Here is a 25,442-nt window from a genome sequence, read left to right on the forward strand (position 1 = left end):
TGCGCTTAAGCGCACGCGTTTTTTCTCTGTGCAATCCTGTGTCGCGCGCCTGAAACGCTCGAAACGCTCAAGGCGATCGAGCCTGGCAGCGCATCAGCAACGGCTCGTGCGCACACCGCTCGCGATCCACACCGACCAGGGACCTCCATGAACGTGACGCCCGCCGGCGCCACACCCACGCGCCTGCGCGACCGCCTGCGCGACGAATGGCCCGCCTATTGGCAGGACGACGCGCCGCGCCTGCTGCACATCGCCAAGGTGGGCCTCGCGGTCGTGATCGCGATGGGGCTGTGCATGCGCCTCGAACTGCGCTCGCCCGCCACGGCGATGCTGTCCTGCGTGATCGTGATGATGCATCAGCAAAGCGGCATCGTGATCGCGCGCGGCTTTTATCGCGGACTCGGCATGGTGGCCGGCAGTCTCGCGGGCCTCGTGCTGATCGCGTTGTTCGCACAGCAGCCGCTGCCGTTCTTTATCGCGCTCGCCGCGTGGATCGGGCTGTGCGCGTTCGGCTCGGCGTACTTCCGCAACTTCCAGTCGTACGGGCTCGTGCTCGCCGGTTTCGCCACCGCGATCACCGCGATGCCGGCGCTTTCGAATCCGTATGGCGTGTTCGACAACGTGATCTATACGATCAGCGAAGTCGTGATCGGCGTGCTGAGCGCGAGCGTGGTGAGCACGGTCGTGCTGCCGCGCAAGGTCGCGCCCGCGCTCTACGCGGCGGGCCGCGCGAGCTTCACGCATCTGCTGGGCACGCTGCGCGCGACGCTCGCGCGCGAGGCCGCGCCGACGCAAGCCCGTGCACAAACCGGCGCTCAAACCGACACGCAAACCAGCACACTTCTGGGCCTGATCGGCGAGCGGGCCAACGTGGAATTGCTGCGCACCGGCGCGCTATTCGAAGATCCGTCGATGCGGCTGCTGCATTCCGTTTTTCTCGATCTCGACCGCAGCTTTCTCGACACCGTCATGTGGCTCCACGCGTTGCAGCGCGTGAAGGCGCACGCGGCCGCCGATGCGCATCCGCGCGCCCAGGCCGCCATCGCCACCCTGACCGACGCCGCGCTCGCGCTGTTGCCCGACACGACCACGCCGCCCGGCATCGCCGACGACGTCGCTGCCGCGCTGCTGCCGCAACTCGACGCCTTCGAAGCGGCGCTGCCCGCGCGCATCGCCGCGCAGCTTCACGCGCTCGACGACCTGCCGCTCGCGCAACGCCGGATCGTCGAGAGCACCGGAGCGGCGCTGCTGTTCATGAGCGCCGATCTGCGTCTGCTGTGCCGCAGTTATCTCGATGCGCGCCAGGCCGACCGCCAGCCCTGGACCGTGTCCGTATTGCAGGCGATCACCCGCATCGCGCGTCAACGCGCGGTCGGCAACCGCACGGCGGCGCTGGTCGCCGGTGCGCGCGCGGTGGTCGCGGTGCTGCTGGTCGGCGCCGTGTGGATCGCCTCGGGCTGGACCGGCGGATCGACGGCGATCGTCGCGGTGGCGATCACGAGCACGCTGTTCGCGCTCGTGCCGGACCCGCCCACGGCCGCGTGGCAGATCTTCACGGGCTGCCTTGCGGGCTGGCTCGCGGGCTTCGCATTCAGCTTCTTCGTGCTGCCGTCGCTCGGCACGTTCGCGCTGCTCGCGGCGGTCGTCGCGATCCTCGTGATGATCGGCGGCTACGTGAACACGTTTCCGAAAACGGCCGTGCTCGGGCTCGGCTTCAACATCTACTTCTGCTTTATCGTCGGCATTGCCAATCCGGCGGTCTATAACCCGAGCGCCTACCTCGACACCGGTTTCGCGCTGCTCTGCGGCATCGCCGCGGCCGCCGTGGCCTTCTCCGTGCTCGCGCCGCGCGCGGGCGAATGGATCGCGCGCCGCTATCTCGCGGAAGTGTGCGCGCTGGTCGCGAGCGATGCGCGCGACGGCGATCTCGACGACGACCTGCTCTACGCCTTCGAGCGCAAGCTGCGCGACTGCATCCTGCAGATCGCGGGCGCGCCCGCCGATCCGTGCGTCGATCGCGCGCACATGATTGCGTGGGCGTTCGCGGTGCTCGAAGCAGGCCGCGCGATGATCCTGATGCGGCTCGACACGCAGCAGATCGCGCCCACGCTGCCGCCTGCGTGGCCCGATCATCAAACGGCGTGGCTTGCCGCGCTCGCCGATCTGTTCGATACGCCCACGCCCGAACGCGCCGACCGCGCGCTGGCCGCCACGCGCGCCGCGCTCGACGCGCTGCCGCCTGGCATCGAGCCCGCCGCCGACGCACCCGCCGGTCCCGACTCCCTCGTTCGCTGCCGCATGCACGCCCTGCTCCAGTTCACCGAACTCGCCCTGCGCGACGACCCGCTCGCGATCCGCACGGAGCGTGCAGCATGAGCGCGCACGTTCTTCGTCGACCGCAGCAAGCGCAGTGGGTTCGCATGTTGCCCGTGGTGGCCGCCATCGCAACCGCCTGCCTGCTGAGCGGCTGCATCGACAGCGGCGGCATCCACCGGCAAGCGTCGATGCTCGACGCCGCGTCGCTCGATCCAGGCGCGGCCTTGCGCGCGACGCAAGCCGACGCGCAATGGCCGCGCGGCGACTGGTGGCGACAATGGCACGACGCGCAGCTCGACCGCGTGGTCGCCGACGCCACGGCGGGCAATCCCGACCTCCAGGCCTTCGCGGCGCGCGTGGACGCCGCGCGCTTCCAGACCGAAATAGCGGGCGCGAGCGCGTTGCCGCAAGCGAGCGTCGACGGCGAATTCGAGCGCCGCCGCTACGCGCGCTACACCACGCCCGCGCCGCCCGGCGGCACGACGGTCTGGAGCAACAGCGTCGGCGCGACGCTCACTTACGACCTCGATCTGTGGGGCAAGCAGCGCGCGATCCGCACGGGCGCACTCGACAGCCTGCATGCGAGCGCCGCCGACGCGCGTTTCGCCGAAGTCGAATTGCAGACCGGCGTGGTGCGCGCCTACGTGCAACTCTCGCTCGATTACGCGCTCGCCGACGCCTACGCCGCGATCCAGCAGCAGCAGCGGCGCACCTTCGACATCGCCACGCAGCGCTGGCACGCGGGCATCGGCAGCCGTCTCGAAGCCGCTCAGGCGCAGACGCAGCTCTCGACCAGCGCGACGCGACTGCAACGCGCCCAGCAGCAGATCGCGCTCGATCGCCTCGCGATTGCCGCGCTCGCGGGCCAGGGCCCCGGTTACGGCGACGCGCTCGCGCGACCGACGCTCGCGCTGAGCGTGCCGCTCGCGCTGCCGCTCGCCTTGCCCGCGGAACTCGTCGGCCATCGCGCGGACGTGGTCGCGGCGCGCTGGCGCGTGCTCGCGGCGGAGCAAGGTATCGACGCCGCGCATGCCGACTTCTATCCCGACATCGACCTGCTCGCGACCGCCTCGCTCGGCTCGGCGGCGACCTTCGGCGGCTTCTTCAACTTCATCAACAGCGACGGCGTCGGGCATGGCGTGGGCGCGGCGATCTCGCTGCCGATCTTCGACGGTGGACGCCGACGCGGCCAGTACGGCGTGGCCGTTTCCTCGCGCGATGCCGCGGTGGACGCCTATAACCGCACGGTCGTCGACGCGATGCGCGACGTCGCCGTGCAGGCCGTTTCGCTGCGTGCGCTCGAGGCCCAGCAGGCCAGCACCGAAGCAACGCTCGACGCCGCGCGCACCGCCTGGCGGCTCGCCGACGAAGGCTATCGCGGCGGCATCAGCGAATTCCTCAACGTGCTGGCCGCGCAGAACGCGCAGTTGCTGCAGGAGCAGAACCTCGCGCAAGTGCAGGCGCAGCGGCTCGACGCCTGGGCGCAACTGATGCGCGCGCTCGGCGGCGGCTACGGCGCCGAATCGCCGGTCGCCGATGCGACATCCACGACATCCGCGAAACAGGGAGCGCCCGATGCCGCGCGAAATTGAATGGTTTTCGCTGCTCGTGCCGGGTCTGCTGCCGATCCTCGCGGGCTGCGTGCTGCTGTTCGTGATCGTCGATCTCGCGTGCGCGCGCATCGGCGTCTATCGCCATGTCTGGCATCCGGGGCTCTTTCGCGTCGCGCTGTTCGCCGCGCTGTTTAGCGGCGTCGCGCTCCTGTTGCGGCAATGACCGCACGCATGAAAACGCCCCCCATCACCCCCATCCCATGACGACTTCCCGATGACAACGCGAACCCTCCTGCGCGCCGCCACCACCCTCGTGCTGCTGGCCGTGTCCATCGCGCTCGTGCGTGCGCTCTGGCTCGACTACATGGACTCGCCCTGGACGCGCGACGGCCGCGTGCGCGCCCAGGTCGTGCGCATCTCGACCGACGTGTCGGGCCTCGTCAGCGACGTGCGCGTGCGCGACAACCAGTACGTGCACAAGGGCGACGTGCTCTACGTGCTCGATCCGGCGCGCTTCCAGTACGCGATCGCGCAGGCCGACGCCGATCTCCTGCGCGCCCAGGCGCAACTCGCCGAAACGAAAGCGCGCATGACGGCGGCGCAAACCGAACTCGCGATGAAGCGCGCCCAGGCCGCGCGCCGCGCGCGTCTGGCCGGCGACGCGATCTCCGAGGAAAGCCGCACCGACGCCGACTCGCTCGCGCGTCAATCCGAAGCGACGTACGCAGGCGCGGTCGCGGCGTTCGCCTCGGCGCAGGCGCTGGTGAAAGCGGCGGAAGTCGCGCAGCGCACCGCCACGCTCAATCTCGCGCGCAGCGAAGCCCACGCGCCCGCCGACGGCTACATCACCAATCTCGATCTCTATCCGGGCGACTTCGCGAGCGCGGGCGTCGCGCGCATGGCGCTCGTCGACGCGCATTCGTTCTGGGTCTACGGCTACTTCGAAGAGACGAAGCTGCCCGCCGTGCGCGTGGGCGATCGCGCGCGGATGCGGCTGCTCTCGGGCGGCGAGCCGATCGAAGGCCATGTGGAGAGCCTCGCCAGCGGTATCGCCGATCGCGACAATCCGACCAGCAGCGGCGACCTGCTCGCCGACGTCAATCCGATCTTCACGTGGGTGCGGCTCGCGCAACGCGTGCCGGTGCGCATACACCTCGACCGCGTGCCCGCCGGCATCAAGCTCGCGATGGGCATGACCTGCACGGTGAGCCTCACGCCTTCCGCGCGCCCGTGATGGCCTGAAACATCGCGCGCGCCGGCGCTTAAGCGCATCGCGCGCAAAACCGCTTTATCCTTTCATCGTCCATTCAATTCGCCGACGCGCACCGGTACGCGCGGCGGCCCCGCAAGGAAACCCGATGATCGTGATTTCGCTTCCCTCCCGCGCCCGCGCGCCGTTCGTCGAGGCCGCGCGCGCATGAGCAACGTCGAGCTTTTTCATTACCTGCTGCTGTTGATCTGCGGCGCGGGCGCGCTCACCTGGCTCGCCGAACGCCTGACGATACCGCCCGCCGTCGTGCTGCTGTTCGGCGGCTGCGTGGTCGCGGTAGCGGGCAAGCGCGTGCCGGACATGGACCCCGACCTGCTGCTCGCGGCCGTGCTGCCGCCGCTGCTGATGTCGAGTTCGTTCTACACCGCGTGGAAGGAGTTTCGCGGCGAACTGGGCACGATCGTCTCGCTCGTGCTCGGCGCGGTGACGTTCACGACCGTCGCGGTCGCCTTCGCCGTGCATGCGTTCAATCCCGCCTTGCCGTGGGCCGCGTGCTTCACGCTCGGCGCGATCGTCTCGCCGCCCGACGCGGTCGCCGCGAAAGCGATCCTGCAACGCAATCCGCTGCCCGCGCGCCTCGTCGCCGTGCTCGAAGGCGAGAGCCTCGTCAACGACGCCTCGGGCCTGCTGATCTACCAGATCGCGGTGTCGGCGGCGCTCGCCGCGACCACGATCACCGTCGCGCAGGGCGCGGGCCTGTTCTTCACGCTGATCCTGCTCGGCATCGCGGTCGGTCTCGTCTGCGGCCAGGCGATGTGCTGGGTGCTCGCGCGCCTCGTCGATCCGATGCTCGGCATCGTGCTGAGCTTCGCGATGGCGTGGGCGAGCTATGGCGTCGCCGAAGCCGTCGGCGGCTCGGGCGTGCTTTCGGTCGTCACCTGCGGACTCGTGCTCGGCATCCGCCAGCATCGCGTGTTCAGCGCCGACATGCGCATCAAGGCCAAGGCGACGTGGGAAGCGATCGTGTTCGTGCTCGACGCGCTCGTGTTCGTGCTGATCGGCCTCGCGCTGCACGGCATTCTCGCGCGCGTGAATCACGAAAGCGCGGTCGTGATCGAAGGCCTGCGCGTGGCGCTGCCCGCGACCGCCGCCGCTATCGTCGCGCGGCTCGTGTGGGTGTTCGTTGCGATCTGGCTGCCGGGGCGCTTGCGCGCATCCGGCGCAAAAAGCGCGCAAAACGCGAACGGCGCGGGCAACGTCAACCGCCGCGCCTGGTCCTTCGCCGAAGCCGCCGTGATGGGCTGGGCGGGCATGCGCGGCGTGGTCAGTCTCGCCGCGGCGCTGGCCTTGCCCGGCAATTTCCCGGGGCGCGACGTGATCGTGTTCAGCACCTTCCTGCTGATCATCGCCACGCTGGTCGTGCAGGGCGGCAGTCTCGCGCTGCTGATCCGTCTGCTGAAGCTGCGTCCGCCCGCGCGCCACACGATGTCCGAGCACGAAACGCGCGCGCGCACGTTCGGCGCGTCGCTCAAGGCGCTCGACGCAATCGGCCAGCGCGCCGACGCCATCGAGCCCGCGATGCTCGAACGCCTGCAGGCGGAGTACCGCGTGCGCGTCAGCGCGAACGAGAACGCGCACACCGCGGGCGAGGAGCGCATCGCGCATCGCGAGCGCTTCCTGCGCGTCGAACTCGAACTCGTGGGCGTGTCGCGCCAGACGCTGCTGGGCCTGCATCGCGCGGGCAAGGTCGACGACGCCGTGCTCCATCGCATCGAATCCGAACTCGATCTCGAAGAGTTGCGCCTGTTGCGCCTGCTGGAGCCGTGACGGATCGCACGACGATCCACGCCCGGCGCGCCGTACGTTGCGTGACACGCAACGCCACGTTCCGCTTTGTGCCGATTCTCCGCGCGGCGCGCGCCGCGTAAAGTCTCGTCAACGGTTTCGCGACGGCGCGGAGCCGGGCACACCACTCACGCAAAGGGATCGTCATGTCCAGCCAGCTGTTCTCCCCCGTCGATATCGGCCCGGTTCGCCTGCGCAACCGCATCGCCATCGCGCCGATGTGCCAGTACAGCGCCGCGCACGGCCAGGCGAACAACTGGCACCTCATGAACCTCATGCAGTTCGGCATCTCCGACGCCGGCCTCGTCATGCTCGAAGCCACCGCCATCGAACCGCGCGCACGCATCACGCACGGCTGCCTCGGTCTCTACGACGACGACACCGAAGCCGCGCTGCGCCGTGTGATCGACGCGGCGCGCGCGGTCGCGCCGCAAGGCACGCGCTGGGGCATTCAACTCGGTCACGCCGGACGCAAGGCGTCGGCGCAGCGTCCGTGGGAAGGCCGCGGCGCGCTCGGCGCAAACGAAAATCCCTGGGATACCGAAGCACCGTCGGCGATGCCTTTCGCCGATGACTGGCACACGCCGCGCGCCATGCAGGCCGACGATCTCGCCCGCGTGCGCGATCGTTTCGTCGAAGCGGCGCAGCGCGCCGTGCGCCTCGGTTTCGATGTCGTCGAAATTCACGCGGCGCACGGTTATCTGCTGCATCAGTTTCTTTCGCCGCTCGCGAACCGGCGCGACGACGCGTATGGCGGCAGCCTGGAAAACCGCATGCGCTTTCCGCTGGAGATCGCACAAGCCGTCAAGGCGGCCCTGCCCGCGCACGTCGCGCTCGGCTTCCGCATCACCGGCACGGACTGGCTGCCCGGCGGCATCACGGTCGAGGAAGCGGCGGCGTTCGCCACCGAATTGAAGGCGCGCGACGTGAACTACGTGTGCGTGACCACGGGCGGCGTGGCGCATGCGTCGATCAAGGCCGTGCCCGGTTATCAGGTCGCGCTCGCGGAGCACGTGAAGAAAGCCAGCGGCATCGTCACGCGCGCGGTCGGCATGATCGTCGAACCCGAGCACGCGGAAGCCATCATTGCGGACGGCCAGGCCGATCTCGTCGCGATCGGACGCGCGTTTCTCGACGACCCGCGCTGGGCCTGGCACGCGGCCGAGCGCCTCGGCGCGGTCGACGCGATTCAGTATCCGCCACAGTACGAACGCGCGGGCGCGCCGCACTGGCGCGGCGCAGCGTTGCTGCGCCCGCATGAAGCGGCGGCCGTGGCTTGACGCGACGGCCATCGCACGCCGCTCATTCCAGCGGCCCCGTCGACTCGCGCCTGAGCAGTTGAATCGGCAGCACGTCGCGCGTGGGCGCGCCCATGCCGCCCGCGCGAATGCGCTCGACGATGCGCCGCGCCGCCGTGCGCGCCATCGCCTCCACCGGCTGCCGGATCGACGTCAGGCCGACGAGCGGCGAACCCGCCATCGGCATATCGTCGAAACCGATGATCGACAGTTGCTCCGGCACCGCGATGCCGCTGCGGCTTGCCGCTTCGAGCACGCCCAGCGCGATCGTGTCGTTGCCCGCGACGATCGCCGTCACCGGCTCGGCCTCGCCCAGCAGCGCCATCGTGCTCGAATAGCCCGCCTCGGTCGTGTAGTCGCCCCACACGATCGACAGCGCGTCCGCCTCCACGCCCGCGCCCTTGAGCCACTCGAGCGCGCCGCGCGCGCGGTCGCGGCTCGTGGACGTGTTCTTCGGCCCCATCACCAGACCGATGCGCCGATGCCCGAGCTGATACAGATGCTCGGCCGCGACCGCGCCCGCATGCACGTTGTCGATCTCGACCGTATCGACCGCCACGTCGTCCACCGCACGCACCACCAGCACGAGCGGAATGCCGCGCCGCTGCATTTCGGCGACGACGGGCGAATCGAGCGTTGCCGTCGCGAACACGAGACCGTCGAGATATCCGTCGATCAACGGGCGGAACGCGAGCAGGTTTCCGGCGTCGTTCATCGGGTCGATCATCAGCGTGATCTGGTAGCCGAACTCCTGCAACGCGTCGTGCAGATGCGTGAGCAGCACGGTCATGAAGCGGTTGTGCAGCGCGCCGACCACCACGCCGATCAGCCGCGTCTCCGACTTGCGCGCGCGCCGCCCCTGCCTGGGAATGCGATAGCCGAGCTCGGCGGCGACGGCCTGCACGGCCTCGCGCGTCTGCGTGCTGATGGCGGGATGACCGGCGAGCGAGCGCGACACCGTCGACACCGACACGCCGAGCCGCGCGGCCACGTCGTCGAGCTTGACCTTCGCGGTTTTCGGCCTGCCGCTTTTGTTTGCATTTTTTTGCATGAGTTCGTCCTGAATCTTGCGGTCATGACAGCCTTGCATAAGGCTTGCGCAGTGAGCAGCCCAGGGTAAGTCGGGACTATTTGCACTGCATTTGCATAAAAGGTTGCGCTAAATTTGCGTTCAATCGTAACGCAAAGCCGACGCAAAAAGCAGTGCAACGGCGGCGCGAACGGGTCCCCGCTCTCTCAGGAACAACCATGGCAATCCACTACTTGAAGCACGGCCGCACCGCCGAAGAATCGTCGCAAGACGCCGCCAAGGTCCGCGACACGGTCACGGGCATCCTCGCCGACGTCACCGCGCGCGGCGACGAAGCCGTGCGCGAGCTGTCCGCGAAATTCGACAACTGGTCGCCCGAGCGCTTCCGCCTGTCCGACGACGAGATCGCCGCCGCCGTGCGTTCGCTCTCGCAAGGCCAGCTCGACGACATCAAGTTCGCTCAGGCGCAGGTGCGCAACTTCGCGCAGGCGCAGCGCGAATCGATCCGCGATATCGAAGTCGAAACGCTGCCGGGCGTGGTGCTCGGCCACAAGAACATGCCGGTCGACAGCGTCGCGTGCTACGTGCCGGGCGGCAAGTTTCCGCTCGTCGCGTCGGCGCATATGGGCGTGGTGACGGCCAAGGTCGCGGGCGTGCCGCGCATCATCACGGCATCGCCGCCCGTGCAGGGCCGCCCGAATCCGGCCGTGGTCGCGGCCATGCATCTCGGCGGCGCGGACGAGATCTACACCTTCGGCGGCGTGCAGGCGATTGCCGCGATGGCGCTCGGCACGCAGAGCATCGATCCGGTCTCGATGGTCGTCGGCCCGGGCAATGCGTTCGTCGCCGAAGCGAAGCGCCAGTTGTTCGGCCGTATCGGCATCGACCTGATCGCCGGGCCGTCCGAAACCCTCGTGATCGCCGACGACAGCGTGGACGCCGAACTCTGCGCGACCGACCTGCTCGGCCAGGCCGAACACGGTTTCAACACGCCCGCGATCCTGCTGACGAACTCGATGCAGCTCGCGCAGGACACCATCGCCGAAGTCGAACGCATTCTCAAGATTCTGCCGACGGCCAACACGGCGGGCGTGTCGTGGCGCGATTACGGCGCGGTGATCGTCGCGGACAGCTACGAGGAAATGGTGCAGGAAGCCGACCGCATCGCCTCGGAACACGTGCAGGTGATGACGCGCGATCCGGACTACTTCCTCAACAACATGAAGAACTACGGCGCGCTGTTCCTCGGCGCGCGCACCAACGTCGCGTTCGGCGACAAGGTGATCGGCACGAATCACACGCTGCCGACAGGCAAGGCCGCGCGTTACACGGGCGGGCTGTGGGTCGGCAAGTTCATCAAGACCTGCACGTATCAGAAGGTGCTCACCGACGAGGCCAGCGCGCTGATCGGCTCGTACTGCTCGCGTCTGTGCGCGATCGAAGGGATGATCGCGCACGGCGAACAGGCGAACATTCGCGTGCGCCGTTACGGCCAGCAGGATGTGCCTTACGGCTCGGCTGTGCCGGCATAACACCGCGACGCATCGAAGCGTCGCAGCATCGCAGCGTTCGGCGGCGGGGCTTGCGCCTCGCCTTCAGGAGACCGCCGGTTTCATCGGCGCGGCCGCTGCGCCGCGCCCGTGAACACGCACACCACGAAGGTCGAAACGGAAACGGGATCGCGCGATCCCGCGTTCCCGTGTTTCCGGGCGCGCGTCGATTTACACGCCGGCCACGCCACTCGACCGGCACGACAACAACAAGGAAATTCGATGAGCGTCATCATTGCGCTGGCCGCATTGTGCTTTCTCATGCTGGCAGCGTATCGCGGCTACAGCGTGATTCTGTTTGCCCCCGTCGCCGCGCTCGGCGCGGTGCTGCTGACCGATCCCGCCATGGTCGCGCCCGTGTTTACCGGCCTCTTCATGGACAAGATGGTCGGCTTCATCAAGCTCTACTTCCCCGTGTTTCTGCTCGGCGCGATCTTCGGCAAGCTGGTCGAACTGTCGGGCGCGTCGCGCTCGATCGTCGCCGCCGTGATCGGCCTGCTCGGACGCGACCGCGCGATTCCGGTCATCGTGATCGTCTGCGCGCTGCTCACGTATGGCGGCGTCTCGCTGTTCGTCGTGGTGTTCGCCGTCTATCCGTTCGCCGCCGAAATGTTCCGCCAGAGCGGCATCCCCAAGCGGCTGATGCCCGCGACCATCGCGCTCGGCGCCTTCACGTTCACGATGGACGCGATGCCCGGCACGCCGCAAATCCAGAACATCATCCCGACGACGTTCTTCAAGACCACCTCGTGGGCCGCGCCGTGGCTCGGCCTGATCGGCTCGGCGTTCATCTTCTTCGCGGGCGTGGTCTATCTCGAAGTGCAGAGCCGCCGCGCGCAACGCAAGGGCGAAGGCTACGGCACGAATCTGCGTAACGAGCCCGTCACCGCCGACGACGTGAAGCTGCCGCATCCGCTCGTTGCCATCCTGCCGCTCGTGATCGTCGGCGTGGTGAATCTGGTGCTGACGCGCCTGATTCCGCAGTGGTATCCGGCCACCTACACGTTCAGCCTGCCGGGCATGAACGCGCCGATCAGCATCGAGATCGCCAAGATCAACGCGATCTGGGCCGTGCTCGGCGCGCTGTGCAGCGGCATTTTCGTGGTGTTGCTGTCCGGCTTCGCGTCGATTCGCGGCACCTTCGCGGACGGCTCGAAAGCCGCCGTCGGCGGCGCGATGCTCGCGACCATGAACACCGCATCGGAATATGGTTTCGGCGCCGTGATCGCCGCGCTGCCGGGCTTTCTGGTGGTCGCGCACGCATTGCAGTCGATTTCGAATCCGCTCATCAACGAAGCGGTGACGATTAATCTGCTCTCCGGTATCACCGGCTCGTCGTCGGGCGGTATGAGCATTGCGCTCGCCGCGATGGCGGATCGCTTCATCGCCTCCGCGCATGCTTCGGGCATTCCGCTGGAAGTGCTGCATCGCGTGGCGTCGATGGCGGCGGGCGGCATGGACACGCTGCCGCATAACGGCGCGGTCATCACACTGCTCGCCGTCACGGGACTTACGCACCGCGAAGCCTATCGCGACATCTTCTTCATGACGGGCATTAAGGTTGCGGCGTCGTTTCTCGTGATCGCCGTGTTCCTCACCACCGGACTCGTTTAATACGCTGAATACGACGTCGATTCGCAAAGCCATAGCACAACGCCAGCGCATTTCGCGCTGGCGTTGTGCATTGCGGATGTCGATATCAAGCCCTATCAAGCGATATCAAGCCGCCACGGCTGCCGCCTCGTTCACGGCGACCACGCTCGTTTCTTCGTCGATCACCGCGGCGATCGCCTCTTCCACCGCACGCGCCGCCTTCCTCGTCTTGCCCGCGCGCGAAGGCGGCTGGCACGCGCCGCACACGACGCCCTTCTGCAAGTCGTGCTTGTGCGCCACGAACTTGCCGGTGCAGCGGCAACACGGCGTCAATTGCAGCATCTCGGCTTCGAAGAAACGTACCAGCGTCCACGCGCGCGTGAGATCGAGCACGGGTTCGCCTTCGGTGCGTTTGCAATGTTCGAGATAGAGCCGATACCCTTTTGTGAGCGCATCGAGATGCGAACAACTGGCCTCGCGCCTGAGAAACAGATAGGTGTTGAAGAACAGCGAAGCGTGAATATTCGGCAGCCACGGCATGTACCAGTCGGCCGAAAACGGCAGCATGCCTTTGGGCGGCGACACGCCCCGCACTTCGCGATACAGGCGGATCAGCCGGTCGCGCGACAGGCTCAGCTCGCTTTCCAGCACCTGCATGCGCGCGCCGAGTTCGATCAGCGCGACGGCACGAAAGACCTCTTGTGCGTCCTCGGTGACGCTCCGGCGGGATATCGTATTCGTGATGGGCATGATGGGCAGCGTCTAGACCAGCAGTTCGACCGAGTGTCCGGCCATCAGAATCGCCGCGTGCGTCGAGACGATGTCGGCGTGCTTCGACGGCTGCACGAGCGCGGATAGCAGCATCTGATCGTTGAAGCGGAACGCGCACAATAAATGATCCGACGTGGCAAGCTTCACGACCTGCGCGAGCGACAGTCCCGCCAGCAGATCGGCGACCTCCGCCGACAAGCCCAGCCGGAACATGCCCACCGCGCGGTCCTCGCGCAACATGCGCTGCGCCAGCACGAGATAGGAGAGATTGACGTCGCGAATGCTTTCCTGGATGTCGAGTGTATTCATGGTTTCTGGCCTCGATCATTGTCTATGAATGGCCACGCCAAACGCCTGAATGGCTTCATCGGAAAACTTCGCGTTGATGCGGTCTTATGCGGTCCGGATGCAGGCCGATGAATCAAGCGCGGTGAATGTTTGCATTTCCAGATTAGTCCGCGTCTTCAGGTGCGGTCAATATTCACACGAATGAATTTAATCAATCGCCCGTCATCGATTGGTGAAGAGTCGTTATCGCGCCGACGGTGATTCGGGCATGGAACTTTCTTCCTCGCTCGATGTGTCGGCATTTAAGTCTTCATGTGTTGAAGTGACCGGTCATTTGTACTGCGCTTTTGATTGCGAATGATGCGCCGCGCTAAGATGGCGCATCGACTGAACGCTTGAGCGCTATGCCGGACGAATCCGGCTAAAGAGACGCTACAGAGACCACCAAAGACCCGAGCCATGAAAACCCACCGGCCACCGATTCAAAACGCAATTCGCGCGAGCGACTCGCTGGTATTCGAATTGATTCGCATGCCCGAGGGTCCGCTTGACCGCGCCGCGTTATTCGCGCTTTATCAATCGGCGCTGCGTGCACATATCGACCGGGCTTTCGGCTGGGACGACGCATTTCAGCAAGCGCGCTTCGATAGGTCGTATCACGATGCCGATATCGAATTGATCGTTCAGGGACAGGAAACTCAAGGGCGGGAAATCGCGGGCTATCTCGCGCTGACAAGCGATACAGACGCGCTTCATCTCTCGTTGCTGATCCTGAAGCCGGCGTTTCGCAATCGCGGCATTGGCGGCGCGATCATGCGAACCCTCATGTCACGGGCGACGCAATCGAATCGGCCATTGATGCTGTCGTGCTTCCTGTGCAATCACGCCGCCATGCGCTTTTACGAGGCGCTCGGTTTTCAGCCCGTGGAGCGCGACGCGCATTTCGTCACGTACCGCTTTGCCGCGAGTGACAGCGACGCTGCCTGAACGGCCGCTCAGACCTTGCTCAAGCTCTGCCGGAACTGCTGCGGCGTGCTGCCGAACGCGCGCCGGAACATCACCGCGAACGTGCGCACATCGGCGTAACCGAGCGCCTGCGCAACATCGCCGGGCGCGTGGCCGACCGAGAGCCTCGACAGCGCGTCTTCCAGACGCAGCCGCTCGCGCCATTGCACGAAGCTCATCCCGGTTTCCTGGCGAAACAGCCGCGCGAGCGTGCGCACGCTCGCGCCGGTACGCTCGGCCCATTGTTCGAGCGTGTCGGCGTTCGCGGCATCGGCAATCAGGCTGTCGCAGATCGTGCGCAGTCGCGGGTTCTCCGGCAGCGCGAGGCGCACCTCGTCGTCGGCCGCGGTGGGCGCGCCCGCGAGGCGCTCCGCCAGCAGATGCAGGATCAGCGGCACGATCAGGGCCGCCCGCTGCTCGATGGCTTCCGCATCGCTGCCCTCACCCGTCGCGCACATCGACAGAATGCTCGCGCGCAGCAGATCGTCGAGCGCGATCATCCGGCAATCGCTGCCGAGCGGCGGCAGCGCCTCCGGGTCGATATAGAGCGTGCGCAGCGCGGTCTGGCCGACCATGTGCAATTCGTGCTCGATTTGCGTTCCGATCAGCAAGGCCATGCCCGGCTTAAGCGTCCACAATCCGCCCGGCGTGATGACGCGCACGATGCCGCCCGCCGCATAGATGAGCTGCGCGCGATGATGAATGTGGGCAATTTCGTGGGCGCCGTCTGCGTAGCCAATCGCTTGCGCGATCACCTTTTTGGCAGCGGCACTCTGTCCGAAGGTCTGGAGCCGAGGTACGGCCATGTCTTATTCGATGACAAATATGCAGCGTGAGACGTCTGATACGCCAAAAATGTCCTTTTTGACGACAAAGTTGTCCTGACGTAAGTCAGTGCCTCCGATTATAGTGCGTCTGGGCCCGCTTTCGCGCCGCCTTGACCTGCCGTACTCCCCACGGTTTTGCCCATCGAGCGCCACCAAGAGCACGCATTATCGCCTTTCAGTTTGTAATTACGAATCACTCTCATTCACATTCCTCGAACGCAGCGAGTCAATCACATGAAAACCGGGGTACGCGTTTCAAGCGCGTTGAGCAATGCCTTGCTGTTCTGCCTGTTGAGCGGCTTCCACGCCGCCCAGGCGCAAACCGCGACGACGACCAGCAGCACCACGAATAACAACACCACCACGACCGGAACGACCGGCACGGACGGGCAGTTGCCCGCCGTCAAGGTGACGAGCAACCGCGGCAACCGCGCCACCGGCACGGCGGACGGCTATGTGGCCGTCACCTCGGTATCGGCGACCAAGACCGATACGCCGCTGATCGAAACGCCGCAGTCGGTCTCGGTAGTGACGAGCGACCAGATGACCGCGCAAGGCGCGCAGACCGTGGCCGAAGCGCTGCGCTACACCGCCAGCGTGACCTCGGAGATTCGCGGCGCCTCGGCCTCGGGCGCGCCCTATCTCTTCAGCCGCGGCTTCTACCTCGAACAGTTCCTCGACGGCGCGCGCATTCCGAGCGACGTCAGCTTCGGCTACGCGATCCCCAACTTCGACCCGTACGGTCTCGAACGCATCGACGTGCTGCATGGTCCCGCCTCGGTGCTCTACGGCCAGGCCAACCCCGGCGGCGTGGCCAATCTCGTCAGCAAGCAGCCGACCACCACGCCGATCCACGAAGTGTTCTTCACGACCGGCAGCCACAATCGCGTGCAGGCGGGCTTCGACCTGGGCGGCGCGCTGACCTCGGACGGCAAGCTCTCGTATCGACTGACCGGCACCGGCCTCGACTCGACCACGCAGGTCAACGGCACGCGCCAGAAACGCATCTACATCGCGCCCGCCGTGACGTGGAAGCCCGACCAGAACACCACGCTCACGGTGCTCGCGAAGTATCAGCGCGATCCGGACGTGGGCTATTACAACTTCGTGCCCGCCGTCGGCACGGTGCTGTTCAATCCCGCCGGCAAGATTTCGTCGCATACCAATGTCGGCGATCCGGATTTCGATCATCACTCGCGTACGCAGCTCTCGCTGGGCTATCAGTTCGAGCATCGCTTCAACGAAACCTGGACGGTGCGCCAGAACACGCACTACACCTATGTGAAGGACGACTTCACCAACGTGTTCCCGTACGGCTACGCCCCGGGCTCGAACACGACGCTGAACCGCTACACGTTCTACAACCGCGAAAGCGCGAAGGTCTTCACGATCGACAACCAGGCGCAGGCGAAATTCTCGACCGGCCCGGTCTCGCATACGGTGCTCGCCGGCTTCGACTTCCAGCGCGTGGTCTACGGCGAAGACGTGGGCGCGAACTTCGCGGCGTCCTCGCTCGACGTGTTCGATCCGGTCTACGGCAACAACACGATGCCGTCCGAGACCTCGTACGATCACATCCGCCAGAAGCAGCTCGGCGTGTACGCGCAGGACCAGATGGCGTTCGGCAAGTGGCGTTTCCTGATCGGCGCGCGTGAAGACTGGGTCGACGCCGACGACAACAACCCCGTCACCGCGACCTACGAGGCGCAATCCGCGCGCGCGTTCACGTGGCGCACCGGTCTCGTCTATCTGTTCGACAACGGCATCGCGCCTTACGCGAGCTTCTCGAAGTCGTTCGATCCGCAGGTCGGCGAACTGTATGGCGGCGGCATGGCCAAGCCCACCACGGCGCAGCAATACGAAGTGGGCGTGAAGTATCAGCCGACGGGTTACAACAGCTTCGTCACCGCGTCGCTCTTCAACCTGACCGAACACAACGTCCTGACCGCCGACCTCGATCACTCGGGCTACTACACGCAGGCGGGCGAAGTGCGCGCGCGCGGGCTCGAACTCGAAGGCCACGCGAGCCTCACGAACGATCTGAACCTGATTCTCTCGTACACGTATCTGAACGACGTGACGACCGAGTCCAACGACACGGCGACCACCATCAGCGGCACCACCACGTCGCTGCAAGGCAAGAGCGTGTGGGGCATTCCGCGCCATACGGCGTCGGCGTGGCTCGACTACACGCTGCACGGCGGCCCGCTGCGCGGCCTCGGCTTCGGCGGCGGCGTGCGCTACATGGGCGCGACCTACGACGAGAGCAACACGATCCACGTGGGCGCCGTCACCGTGTTCGATGCGACGGTTCACTACGACACCGGCAAGCACTGGCTGTTCTCGGTGAACGCGAAGAACCTGTTCAACCGCGAGTACGTGGCATCGTGCTTCAGCTCGACGACCTGCACCTACGCCGACGGCCTCGAAGTGCTCGCGTCCGCGCGTTATCGCTGGTAAGGCAAGGAGGCGCGTGTTGACCGACATGGCATCGACTGAATCGACTCAATCCTCCGAATCGTCCGACGCGCACGCAGCCCGCGACGCCCACGCTCGCGCGGTGCGGGCGTCGGCGTCGGCGGCGTCGCCCGCGCCGCTGTTCGAACTCGAAGGCGCCGCCTTCGAGGCGGACGGGCGCGTCCTGCTGCACCCGCTCGACCTCGTTTTGCCCGCCGGCCGCATGACCGCGCTGATCGGTCATAACGGCTCGGGCAAGAGCACGCTGATCAAGCTGCTCGCGCGCCAGCAGGCGTGCACGCGCGGGACGCTGCGTCTGCGCGGCACGGCGCTGGGCGACTGGCCCGCGCGCGAATTCGCGCGGCAGGTCGCGTATCTGCCGCAGAATCCGCCCGCCGCAACCGACATGACCGTGCGCGAGCTGGTCGCGCTGGGCCGCTATCCGTGGCACGGCGCGCTCGGCCGCCTGAGCGCCGACGATCACGCGCATATCGACGAGGCGCTGCGCCTGACCGACACCGCGCGTTTCGCCTCGCAGCTCGCCGATCACCTCTCGGGCGGCGAGCGTCAGCGCGTCTGGCTCGCGATGCTGGTGGCGCAGGCCGCGCCCTGTCTGCTGCTCGACGAGCCGACTTCCGCGCTCGACATCGCGCATCAGATCGAGGTGCTGCGCCTGCTGCGCACGCTGACCGACGAGCGCGCGCTCACGGTCGTGATCGTGCTGCACGACGTCAATCTCGCGGCGCGTTTCTGCGACGACATGATCGCGCTGCACAGCGGCCGCCTGCTTCAGTGCGGCACGCCCGACGAAATGATGGACGCCCGCGTGCTCGAATCGATTTATGGCATTCCGATGGATATCCTGCCGCATCCTCATAGCGGAAGCCGGCTTGCGGTCGCGCGCTGACATGCAGCGACGCACCTTGCTGCGGCGCGCCGCGCTGCTTCCGCTTCTGTGCCTCGACCTGCCGCGCGCGTTCGCGGCTTCCGGCGCTTCTGCTGCTTATGCGGCCGCTTCTGCTGCGCCATCGGTGCCCGCGCGCGCGCCGCGCGTCGTCGTGCTCGATTGGGGTCTCGTCGAAACGCTGCTCGCGATGGGCGTCATGCCCGCGGGCGTCGCCGAGATCGACAGCTACAACGCGAGCGTGGTCGCGCCCGCCGTGCCGCGCGGCGTGACCGACGTGGGCCTGCGCCTCGCGCCGAGCCTCGAACTGCTCCAGCAGATCGCGCCGGACCTCATCCTCATCAATTCGAGCCAGGAATCGCAGCGCGAGATGCTCGAACGCATCGCGCCCGTGCGCGCGTTCGCGGTCTATACCGATGCGGGCTCGCCGTATCGCCGTTCGTGCGAGGTGACCTTGCAGCTCGGCAAGCTATGCAAGCGCGAAGCGGCGGCGCAGGCGCTGATCGACGGCACGCAGCACGCCATCGAGACGGCGCGCGCTCGACTCGACCATGCGCGTACGAGCGCGCACGACGAGCACGACGCACACGACGCGCTCGGCCCCGCCGCTCCGCTCTACCTGATTCGCTTTTTCGATGGCCGCCACGTCGGCGTCTATGGCGCACGCAGCCTGTTTCAGGACGTGATGGACGCGCTCGCGCTGCGCAACGCGTGGCACGGCCCGACCGATTACTGGGGCATCGGCGTGGCCGGTCTCGAACAACTGGCCGGCGCGCCCGACGCCGGCCTGCTCTACTTCAACCCGCTGCCCGCGGGCGTGGACCGCCAGCTCGCGAGCAATCGCCTGTGGCGCGCCCTGCCGCCCGTCGCGGCGGGACGCGTGGCCGCGCTGCCGCCGTTCTGGGGCTTCGGCATGCTGCCCTCGGCGGCGCGCTTTGCCGGTGCCCTCGCCGACGCGCTGACCCCGGCGCTCCACGAACCGTCCGCCCTGCGCGACCCGCAACACACATGAATACTGCCCGTCTCGCTCCGCCGCGCCTGCTTCGCTGGCTTCCGCACGGCTGCCTCGCCGCCTTGCTGACGGCCGCGCTGCTGGCCACGGCGCTCGCGCTGAGCCTCGCGAATCTCGGCGCGCTGCTGCCCGCCGCGCAATGGGCGCACGCGCTGCGCGCGCCGCTCGGCATCCAGCAGATCGTCGTGCACGACAGCTGGCTGCCGCGTCTCGTCGTGAGCTGGCTGTGCGGCGCGATCCTCGGCCTCGCGGGCACGATCTTCCAGCAGGTGCTGCGCAATCCGCTCGCCGAACCGATGACGCTCGGCGTATCGGCAGGCGCGCAACTCGCGCTCACAATCGCGACGCTCGCCGCGCCCGCGCTCGCCGGCGCGGCCGGTTCGTGGATCGCGCTCGGCGGCGCGTTCGTCGCCGCGCTGCTGGTGTTCGGCCTCGCGTGGCGCAGCGGTCTCGCGCCCGTGCCGGTCGCCGTCACGGGCATGGTCGTCACGCTCTATTGCGGCTCGATCGGCGTGGCGCTGCAAATGTTCTACGCGCCGTATCTGCACGGCCTCTTCATCTGGGGCGGCGGCTCGCTCGTGCAGCAGGACTGGCGCGCGGCGACGATGCTCGCCACGCGTCTCGCGATCGGCGGCGCGGCCGCGTTCCTGCTGCTGCGTCCGATGACGCTGTTCGGTCTCGCCGATGCCAACGCGCACAGCCTCGGCCTGTCGCTGCGCCGCATGCGTCTGCTGGCGCTCGCGCTGGCCGTGATGCTGAGCGCGGCGGTGGTGAGCGCGGTGGGCGTGATCGGCTTCATCGGTCTGGCCGCGCCGCCGCTCGCGCGCATGGCGGGCGCCCGTCGGCTCGGGCAGCGTCTCGTGGCTGCTCCGCTGTGCGGCGCGCTGATTCTCTGGGTCGCCGATCAAGCGGTGCAGCGCTTTTCCGGCGTCATGGGCGACCTGCTGCCGACCGGCGCGGCGACCGCGCTCTACGGCGCGCCCGTCATGCTGATCCTGCTCGCGCGCATGCAGCGCGGCGCGCGGCTCGTCGCGCCGCCGTCGGCTTCGCTGGCCGGACACGGTCGGTCCGCTTCCGCTACCGCGCTGCGCTGGCGTTTCGCGGCGCTGATGCTGGCGCTGCTCGGCGCACTCGCGCTGAGCCTCGTCTTCGCGCGCGGGCCGCAAGGCTGGCACCTGAGCGGATGGAGCGAGCTGGCGCACGTCACGATCTGGCGCGCGCCGCGCGCGCTCGCAGCGCTGGCCGCCGGCGCGATGCTCGCCATCGCGGGCACGCTGATGCAGCGCCTGACCGGCAATCCGCTCGCCAGTCCCGAACTGCTCGGCGTAAGCGCGGGCGCGGCGCTCGGCCTCGTCGCGCTGGTGACGGGCCTGAGCGGCTTGAGCGGCTTCATCGGCGCGAATCACGCCACCCGCTTCGCGGCGACGAGCCTCGGCGCGCTGGCCGCGCTGCTCGCGATCCTCGCGTTCTCGCACCGCTCGCGCTACGCGCCCGAGCGCGTGATGCTCGCGGGCGTGGCGATCGGCGCGCTGTTTCAGGCCGTGGTGGCCGTGTCGATCGCCGGCGGCGGCGAGCAGGCGGCGGCATTGCTGCAATGGCTTTCGGGTTCCACCTACACGATCACGCCCGCCGACGCCGCCCTCGCGCTCGCGCTGTGCGTGGCGCTCTGCGCGTGTCTGCCGTTCACGCAGCGCTGGCTGCAGATCCTGCCGCTCGGCGACGCACCCGCGCGCGCACTCGGCGTGCCGATGCGCGGCGCGCGTCTCGCGCTGCTCGCCCTGATCGCGCTCCTGACGGCGGCGGCCACGCTGATCGTCGGGCCGCTGTCGTTCGCGGGGCTGATCGCGCCGCATCTCGCGCGCCTCTTCGGCGCGCGGCGTCCGCTCGCGCAACTGGCGCTCGCCGCGCCCACGGGCGCGCTGACGCTCGTGATCGCCGACTGGCTGGGCCGCACGCTGCTGATGCCGCGCGAACTGCCCGCCGGGCTGGTGGCGACGCTGATCGGCGCGCCTTATCTCATGGTGCTGCTCGGCCGCCGCCGCTGAACGACACGCGACTCGACACACGAATCACCGATCTTTCTGGGGAACCCGATGTTTGTGCAACTGCTAAAACTGCTTCGCCGCCTGTGGCCGATCACCGTGCTGGCCACGCTGATGGGCGCGGCCAGCGGCGTCGCCACCGCCGCCCTGCTGGCCGTCACCAACCGCACGCTGCAAAGCGGCCATGCGCTGCCCGCGCTGCTCTGGAGCTTCGCGGGCCTGTGCGCAATTGCGCTGATCGGCGAAGTGGTGTCCGACATCGGCAACAACATCGTCGGGCAGCGCGTGATCGCGATGCTGCGCAAGGATCTCAGCGAGCGCATTCTCGCGGCGCCCATCGGCCAGATCGAGCAGTTCCGCAGCCATCGCCTCGTCACCGCGCTCAATCAGGACATCGATACGATCAGCGGCTTCTCGTTCCTGTTTTCGAGCCTCGCGATCGCAACCGCGACGATCATTGGCTGCCTCGGCTATCTGCTGGTGCTCTCGCCCGTCATGCTGCTGGTCGCGCTCGCCGCGATCGCGCTCGGCTCGGTCGTGCAGACGCTCGCGCGGCGCGCGGGCATCGCGCGCTTCGGTCTCGCGCGCGCCGCGGAAGACCGCTTGCAGAAGCACTATCGCTCGATCACCGAAGGCGCCAAGGAGCTGCGCCTGAACGGCCCGCGCCGCCGCTTCGTCTACGAGCACGAACTGAGCGGCACGATCGACGACATCCGGCGACTGCGCGTGCGCGCCGCGAATGTGTTCGTCTCCGCGAATGCGTTCGGCTCGCTGCTGTTCTTCATCGTGGTCGGCCTGATGCTCGCGTTTCAGAACGGCGTGGCGGGCGCGGATCGCGCGGTCACGACCGGCTTCGTGCTCGTGCTGCTCTACATGAAAGGGCCGATCCAGGAGATCGTCGGCGCGTTGCCGGTGATCGGCCGCGCGCAGGTCGCGTTCCAGCGTATCGCCGATTTGCAGGCGCGTTTTTCGACGCGCGAGCCCGCACTCGTGGCCGCGGAAAATACGCAAACGGCAGCGAAGGCGACGACGACGAGCACCATCGACTGGGAAAACTTCACGACGATCTCGCTCGATCACGTGCATTACCGCTTCGCCGCGCCGCCCGCCGCCGACAAGGACGTCGCCGGCAACGACGCGGCGAACCACGCCCCCGGCGGCTTCGAACTCGGTCCCGTCGATCTCACGATCGCGCGCGGCGAAACGCTCTTTATCGTCGGCGAAAACGGCTGCGGCAAGACCACGCTGATCAAGCTGCTGCTCGGCCTCTACCGGCCCGACGCGGGACGTTTGTGCGTGGACGGCCAGCCCGTCGACGACCGCGATCTCGACGCGTATCGCCAGCGCTTTTCCGCGCTGTTCTCCGACTACTACCTGTTCGACACGCTGATTCCGGGCGAAGCGCGCCTCGGCGCCGACGCGCAGCGTTACCTCGAACGTCTGGAGATCGCGCACAAGGTGCAGGTGCGCGACGGCGCGTTTACGACCACCGACCTCTCGACGGGCCAGCGCAAGCGCCTCGCGCTCGTGCATGCGTATCTCGAACAGCGCCCGGTGATGGTGCTCGACGAATGGGCCGCCGATCAGGACCCGACGTTCCGCCGCATCTTTTACACCGAGATCCTTCCGGACCTGAAGCGTCAGGGCAAGACGCTGATCGTGATCTCGCACGACGACCGCTACTTCGACGCCTCGGACCGCTATATCCGCATGGAAAACGGCCGCATCGTCGAGGAAGTGCGGCCGCAGCGCGCCGCGCGCACCGGCACGCTTTGAAGTTCGCGCCCAAGACCTGAACCGACCCTCGCGTGGAGGCCATACCGCATGTCAACCATCGTCACGCAACCGGATTCGACACGACGCTACGGCGCGCGACGCGCGCGCAGCACCCGCAACACCCGCAACACCCGCGCCGCTTCGCTCACGCCGCTGTTCACGCCACATCGGCTCACGCGCAGTTTCCCCGCGCCGCTCGTTATGCCAGGCGCGGGCGTGCTGCATGTGTGGCGCTTTCGCGCGAGCTGGCTGCCCGTCGCGATTCACGAAAGCGAGCATTGGCTCTCGGACGCCGAGCGCAACCGCGCGCGCCTGCATCCGAACGCCGCGCAGCGCCATCGTTATGTCGCGAGCCGCATCATGCTGCGCTGGATCGGCGCGAATCTCTGCGGGCTCGCGCCGCGCGATGTTTCGATCGTCGACGAATACGGCGAGCATCGCGGCGCGCGGCTCAAGGTCGGCGATGAGCATCTGAATGTCGATATCGCGTTCGCGGGCATCTGGGTGCTGATAGCGATCGGGCAAGCCACGCTCGGACTCGGCGTCGCGATGCCGCGACCGGGCGGCGAAACGCAGCAGGCCGCGAGTCAGCATCCGCAGCGACGCGCGAGCGCAAACGTGTGGGACACGCTGCGCAACAGCGTACGGCGTACGCAGGACGAGGCACGCCAGCGCCATGCCGCGCGTTTCGCGAGTATGTCGGCGGCGATGCAGCGCACGGACATGGCGGCGTCCGGCGCGTCGCTGCGCATCGACAGATCGGACCCGCTCGATTCACTCGATGCACTCGACAAGCACGGCCCCGCCCTCTGGCTCGATCTCGACGATGCAGGGCGCTGGCATGTGATCGATCTGCCGATGCCCGGCGAGATTCACGGCGCGATTTCGCTGGCGCAGCGCATCGAGCAGATTCACGCGGTCGGCTGGTTCGGGCCGTAATTGAATGAAATTGAATGAGCGCGACGCAATCGATCGATGCGCGCGCAAAGACCCTGTACGCAATAGTGCTTTCGATCGGTCATCAAAAATCGAAATTCACCATTGCGTATAACGTGCTTCATTATCAGCGGCGCCTTTCCTAAACTTGGCAAGACATGGCGCGGACTCGAATTCGCGCCGTCGATACACGACATGGCGTTTTATCTGCGCTACCGCGCATGACGAAAACCTCGTTTTGCGTCGTTTATGTCGAAAATTCAGTCCAATAATGGAGGAGCAAATCATGAAGCCCATTACCAGCACGCTGTTCGCAGCCGCTGCCGCCACTGCTTTGTTGATGTCGGGCGCGGCATTCGCGCAAAACAACACGCTCGCGACGCCGAGCGTGAAGTCGCCGGTCGCGCCGCCCGCAAGCGGCTATGGCACGCCGGGCCTCGCCAATTCCGATAGCGGCGCCGGTACGTCGAATGCGAATCAGGCGAATGGCGCGAATTCGAACGCGACGTCGATCGCGCCGGCTTACGGCACGAACAACACGCTCGCAACGCCTTCCACGAAGTCACCTTCGGGTCAGTAAGCCGCGCAATCAATCGCAATGGATTGACGCCGTCGCCATATAAAAAACCGCTGCCTTCACGGGCAGCGGTCTTTTTATTGCAAGCGGCTTCAGGCGACGCTAACCCGCGCGGACGACTTTCGGCTGAAACGCCTTGAGACGCGAGCCATCGCCCGCGGCTTCTTCGCGCGGCGCGAGCGTCGAAAGATAGCGCAGACAGCACACGCGCAGAAACGACGCGAAATTAAACGGCTCGTCGCCGCGCAGCGCGTGCAATTCGTCGTAAAGCTTGACGGCGAATTGACTCGTGGTGAGTTGCTCGCGATGCGCGATTTCCTGCAGCACATCCCAGAACAGATTTTCGAGTCGCACGGTGGTCACCACGCCGTGGATGCGTAGCGCGCGCGTGCGCGGTTCATAAAGAATGGGATCCGCGTTGATATAGATTTCGCACATTTGGACCGCTCCTG

Annotated in this window: 21 protein-coding genes; 16 read left to right on the forward strand and 5 right to left on the reverse strand. The window is 67.1% G+C overall.

The genetic code is table 11. The features are described from left to right. Positions 1-147: 147 nt before the first annotated feature. From G5S35_RS25435 to G5S35_RS25460, 6 genes are all read left to right on the forward strand, one after another. Entirely contained in the window at positions 148-2,376 is a 2,229-nt protein-coding gene (locus G5S35_RS25435) for an FUSC family protein (protein ID WP_183039873.1), read from the forward strand. Next, positions 2,373-3,908: an efflux transporter outer membrane subunit gene (locus G5S35_RS25440; RefSeq protein ID WP_183039874.1), complete on the forward strand. Its 1,536-nt coding sequence runs from the start codon at positions 2,373-2,375 to the stop codon at positions 3,906-3,908. Before G5S35_RS25435 ends, G5S35_RS25440 begins: the two co-directional genes overlap by 4 nt. Further along, the gene (locus G5S35_RS25445; protein ID WP_065060751.1) at positions 3,892-4,092 is read left to right on the forward strand and encodes a DUF1656 domain-containing protein; all 201 of its coding nucleotides are present in this window, start codon (positions 3,892-3,894) and stop codon (positions 4,090-4,092) included. The genes G5S35_RS25440 and G5S35_RS25445 overlap by 17 nt, the downstream gene beginning before the upstream one ends. A gap of 51 nt (positions 4,093-4,143) precedes the next feature. Beyond that, complete coding sequence (locus G5S35_RS25450; RefSeq protein ID WP_183039875.1) at positions 4,144-5,103, forward strand: HlyD family secretion protein; 960 nt, start codon at positions 4,144-4,146, stop codon at positions 5,101-5,103. A 183-nt stretch (positions 5,104-5,286) separates the two neighbouring features. Then, on the forward strand, positions 5,287-6,906 hold the full coding sequence (locus G5S35_RS25455; protein ID WP_183039876.1) for a cation:proton antiporter: 1,620 nt from the start codon (positions 5,287-5,289) through the stop codon (positions 6,904-6,906). A gap of 164 nt (positions 6,907-7,070) precedes the next feature. Continuing rightward, entirely contained in the window at positions 7,071-8,204 is a 1,134-nt protein-coding gene (locus tag G5S35_RS25460) for an NADH:flavin oxidoreductase/NADH oxidase (protein WP_183039877.1), read from the forward strand. Between the two features lie 22 nt (positions 8,205-8,226). Here the strand turns inward: G5S35_RS25460 and G5S35_RS25465 are convergent, their stop codons facing one another. Continuing rightward, the gene (locus G5S35_RS25465) at positions 8,227-9,273 is read right to left on the reverse strand and encodes a LacI family DNA-binding transcriptional regulator (protein WP_183039878.1); all 1,047 of its coding nucleotides are present in this window, start codon (positions 9,271-9,273) and stop codon (positions 8,227-8,229) included. A gap of 197 nt (positions 9,274-9,470) precedes the next feature. On the opposite strand from G5S35_RS25465, the gene hisD reads away from it, so the two are divergent. Both hisD and G5S35_RS25475 read left to right on the forward strand, forming a co-directional pair. Next, positions 9,471-10,784, forward strand: a complete 1,314-nt coding sequence (gene hisD, locus G5S35_RS25470; protein WP_065060756.1) for a histidinol dehydrogenase — start codon at positions 9,471-9,473, stop codon at positions 10,782-10,784. 240 nt (positions 10,785-11,024) lie between these two features. After that, complete coding sequence (locus G5S35_RS25475) at positions 11,025-12,416, forward strand: GntP family permease (protein ID WP_074982115.1); 1,392 nt, start codon at positions 11,025-11,027, stop codon at positions 12,414-12,416. Between the two features lie 105 nt (positions 12,417-12,521). Here G5S35_RS25475 and flhC read toward each other — a convergent pair whose 3' ends face one another. Then, positions 12,522-13,145, reverse strand: a complete 624-nt coding sequence (gene flhC, locus G5S35_RS25480) for a flagellar transcriptional regulator FlhC (RefSeq protein WP_221224607.1) — start codon at positions 13,143-13,145, stop codon at positions 12,522-12,524. 12 nt (positions 13,146-13,157) lie between these two features. Then, the gene (gene flhD, locus G5S35_RS25485; protein ID WP_183039879.1) at positions 13,158-13,475 is read right to left on the reverse strand and encodes a flagellar transcriptional regulator FlhD; all 318 of its coding nucleotides are present in this window, start codon (positions 13,473-13,475) and stop codon (positions 13,158-13,160) included. 438 nt (positions 13,476-13,913) lie between these two features. On the opposite strand from flhD, the gene G5S35_RS25490 reads away from it, so the two are divergent. Further along, positions 13,914-14,441, forward strand: a complete 528-nt coding sequence (locus tag G5S35_RS25490) for a GNAT family N-acetyltransferase (protein WP_183039880.1) — start codon at positions 13,914-13,916, stop codon at positions 14,439-14,441. Positions 14,442-14,449: 8 nt separating this feature from the next. Here G5S35_RS25490 and G5S35_RS25495 read toward each other — a convergent pair whose 3' ends face one another. Beyond that, on the reverse strand, positions 14,450-15,265 hold the full coding sequence (locus G5S35_RS25495; RefSeq protein ID WP_080180807.1) for an AraC family transcriptional regulator: 816 nt from the start codon (positions 15,263-15,265) through the stop codon (positions 14,450-14,452). A 255-nt stretch (positions 15,266-15,520) separates the two neighbouring features. Between G5S35_RS25495 and G5S35_RS25500 the strand changes: the two genes are divergently transcribed. The 7 genes from G5S35_RS25500 (at position 15,521) to G5S35_RS25530 (ending at position 24,993) form a co-directional block, all read left to right on the forward strand. Beyond that, positions 15,521-17,746 (forward strand): TonB-dependent siderophore receptor, encoded by a 2,226-nt coding sequence (locus G5S35_RS25500; protein ID WP_183039881.1) that lies wholly within the window; start codon positions 15,521-15,523, stop codon positions 17,744-17,746. Positions 17,747-17,759: 13 nt separating this feature from the next. Continuing rightward, entirely contained in the window at positions 17,760-18,650 is an 891-nt protein-coding gene (locus tag G5S35_RS25505; RefSeq protein WP_237181693.1) for an ATP-binding cassette domain-containing protein, read from the forward strand. Between the two features lies 1 nt (position 18,651). Next, positions 18,652-19,659: an ABC transporter substrate-binding protein gene (locus G5S35_RS25510; protein ID WP_183039882.1), complete on the forward strand. Its 1,008-nt coding sequence runs from the start codon at positions 18,652-18,654 to the stop codon at positions 19,657-19,659. Next, positions 19,656-21,704 carry a Fe(3+)-hydroxamate ABC transporter permease FhuB gene (fhuB, locus tag G5S35_RS25515; RefSeq protein WP_183039883.1) on the forward strand — a complete coding sequence of 683 codons (2,049 nt, stop codon included), beginning with the start codon at positions 19,656-19,658 and terminating at the stop codon, positions 21,702-21,704. The genes G5S35_RS25510 and fhuB overlap by 4 nt, the downstream gene beginning before the upstream one ends. Positions 21,705-21,752: 48 nt before the next feature. Continuing rightward, the gene (locus G5S35_RS25520; RefSeq protein WP_183039884.1) at positions 21,753-23,477 is read left to right on the forward strand and encodes a cyclic peptide export ABC transporter; all 1,725 of its coding nucleotides are present in this window, start codon (positions 21,753-21,755) and stop codon (positions 23,475-23,477) included. Positions 23,478-23,525: 48 nt separating this feature from the next. Next, on the forward strand, positions 23,526-24,416 hold the full coding sequence (locus tag G5S35_RS25525) for a 4'-phosphopantetheinyl transferase family protein (protein WP_183039885.1): 891 nt from the start codon (positions 23,526-23,528) through the stop codon (positions 24,414-24,416). Positions 24,417-24,699: 283 nt separating this feature from the next. After that, positions 24,700-24,993 (forward strand): hypothetical protein, encoded by a 294-nt coding sequence (locus G5S35_RS25530; protein WP_065061006.1) that lies wholly within the window; start codon positions 24,700-24,702, stop codon positions 24,991-24,993. A 99-nt stretch (positions 24,994-25,092) separates the two neighbouring features. Here the strand turns inward: G5S35_RS25530 and G5S35_RS25535 are convergent, their stop codons facing one another. Continuing rightward, complete coding sequence (locus G5S35_RS25535) at positions 25,093-25,428, reverse strand: ribbon-helix-helix domain-containing protein (protein ID WP_065060764.1); 336 nt, start codon at positions 25,426-25,428, stop codon at positions 25,093-25,095. Positions 25,429-25,442 lie beyond the last annotated feature (14 nt).

It is taken from the genome of Paraburkholderia tropica (genome assembly GCF_014171495.1).
GTDB classification, from domain to species: domain Bacteria; phylum Pseudomonadota; class Gammaproteobacteria; order Burkholderiales; family Burkholderiaceae; genus Paraburkholderia; species Paraburkholderia tropica.

Excerpts from the sequence above, each read along its gene's own strand:
- G5S35_RS25435 (WP_183039873.1), top strand. The coding sequence starts at position 148 with ATGAACGTGACGCCCGCCGGCGCCACACCCACGCGCCTGCGCGACCGC.
- G5S35_RS25440 (WP_183039874.1), top strand. The coding sequence starts at position 2,373 with ATGAGCGCGCACGTTCTTCGTCGACCGCAGCAAGCGCAGTGGGTTCGC.
- G5S35_RS25445 (WP_065060751.1), top strand. The coding sequence starts at position 3,892 with ATGCCGCGCGAAATTGAATGGTTTTCGCTGCTCGTGCCGGGTCTGCTG.
- G5S35_RS25450 (WP_183039875.1), top strand. The coding sequence starts at position 4,144 with ATGACAACGCGAACCCTCCTGCGCGCCGCCACCACCCTCGTGCTGCTG.
- G5S35_RS25455 (WP_183039876.1), top strand. The coding sequence starts at position 5,287 with ATGAGCAACGTCGAGCTTTTTCATTACCTGCTGCTGTTGATCTGCGGC.
- G5S35_RS25460 (WP_183039877.1), top strand. The coding sequence starts at position 7,071 with ATGTCCAGCCAGCTGTTCTCCCCCGTCGATATCGGCCCGGTTCGCCTG.
- G5S35_RS25465 (WP_183039878.1), bottom strand. The coding sequence starts at position 9,273 with ATGCAAAAAAATGCAAACAAAAGCGGCAGGCCGAAAACCGCGAAGGTC.
- hisD (WP_065060756.1), top strand. The coding sequence starts at position 9,471 with ATGGCAATCCACTACTTGAAGCACGGCCGCACCGCCGAAGAATCGTCG.
- G5S35_RS25475 (WP_074982115.1), top strand. The coding sequence starts at position 11,025 with ATGAGCGTCATCATTGCGCTGGCCGCATTGTGCTTTCTCATGCTGGCA.
- flhC (WP_221224607.1), bottom strand. The coding sequence starts at position 13,145 with ATGCCCATCACGAATACGATATCCCGCCGGAGCGTCACCGAGGACGCA.
- flhD (WP_183039879.1), bottom strand. The coding sequence starts at position 13,475 with ATGAATACACTCGACATCCAGGAAAGCATTCGCGACGTCAATCTCTCC.
- G5S35_RS25490 (WP_183039880.1), top strand. The coding sequence starts at position 13,914 with ATGAAAACCCACCGGCCACCGATTCAAAACGCAATTCGCGCGAGCGAC.
- G5S35_RS25495 (WP_080180807.1), bottom strand. The coding sequence starts at position 15,265 with ATGGCCGTACCTCGGCTCCAGACCTTCGGACAGAGTGCCGCTGCCAAA.
- G5S35_RS25500 (WP_183039881.1), top strand. The coding sequence starts at position 15,521 with ATGAAAACCGGGGTACGCGTTTCAAGCGCGTTGAGCAATGCCTTGCTG.
- G5S35_RS25510 (WP_183039882.1), top strand. The coding sequence starts at position 18,652 with ATGCAGCGACGCACCTTGCTGCGGCGCGCCGCGCTGCTTCCGCTTCTG.
- fhuB (WP_183039883.1), top strand. The coding sequence starts at position 19,656 with ATGAATACTGCCCGTCTCGCTCCGCCGCGCCTGCTTCGCTGGCTTCCG.
- G5S35_RS25520 (WP_183039884.1), top strand. The coding sequence starts at position 21,753 with ATGTTTGTGCAACTGCTAAAACTGCTTCGCCGCCTGTGGCCGATCACC.
- G5S35_RS25525 (WP_183039885.1), top strand. The coding sequence starts at position 23,526 with ATGTCAACCATCGTCACGCAACCGGATTCGACACGACGCTACGGCGCG.
- G5S35_RS25530 (WP_065061006.1), top strand. The coding sequence starts at position 24,700 with ATGAAGCCCATTACCAGCACGCTGTTCGCAGCCGCTGCCGCCACTGCT.
- G5S35_RS25535 (WP_065060764.1), bottom strand. The coding sequence starts at position 25,428 with ATGTGCGAAATCTATATCAACGCGGATCCCATTCTTTATGAACCGCGC.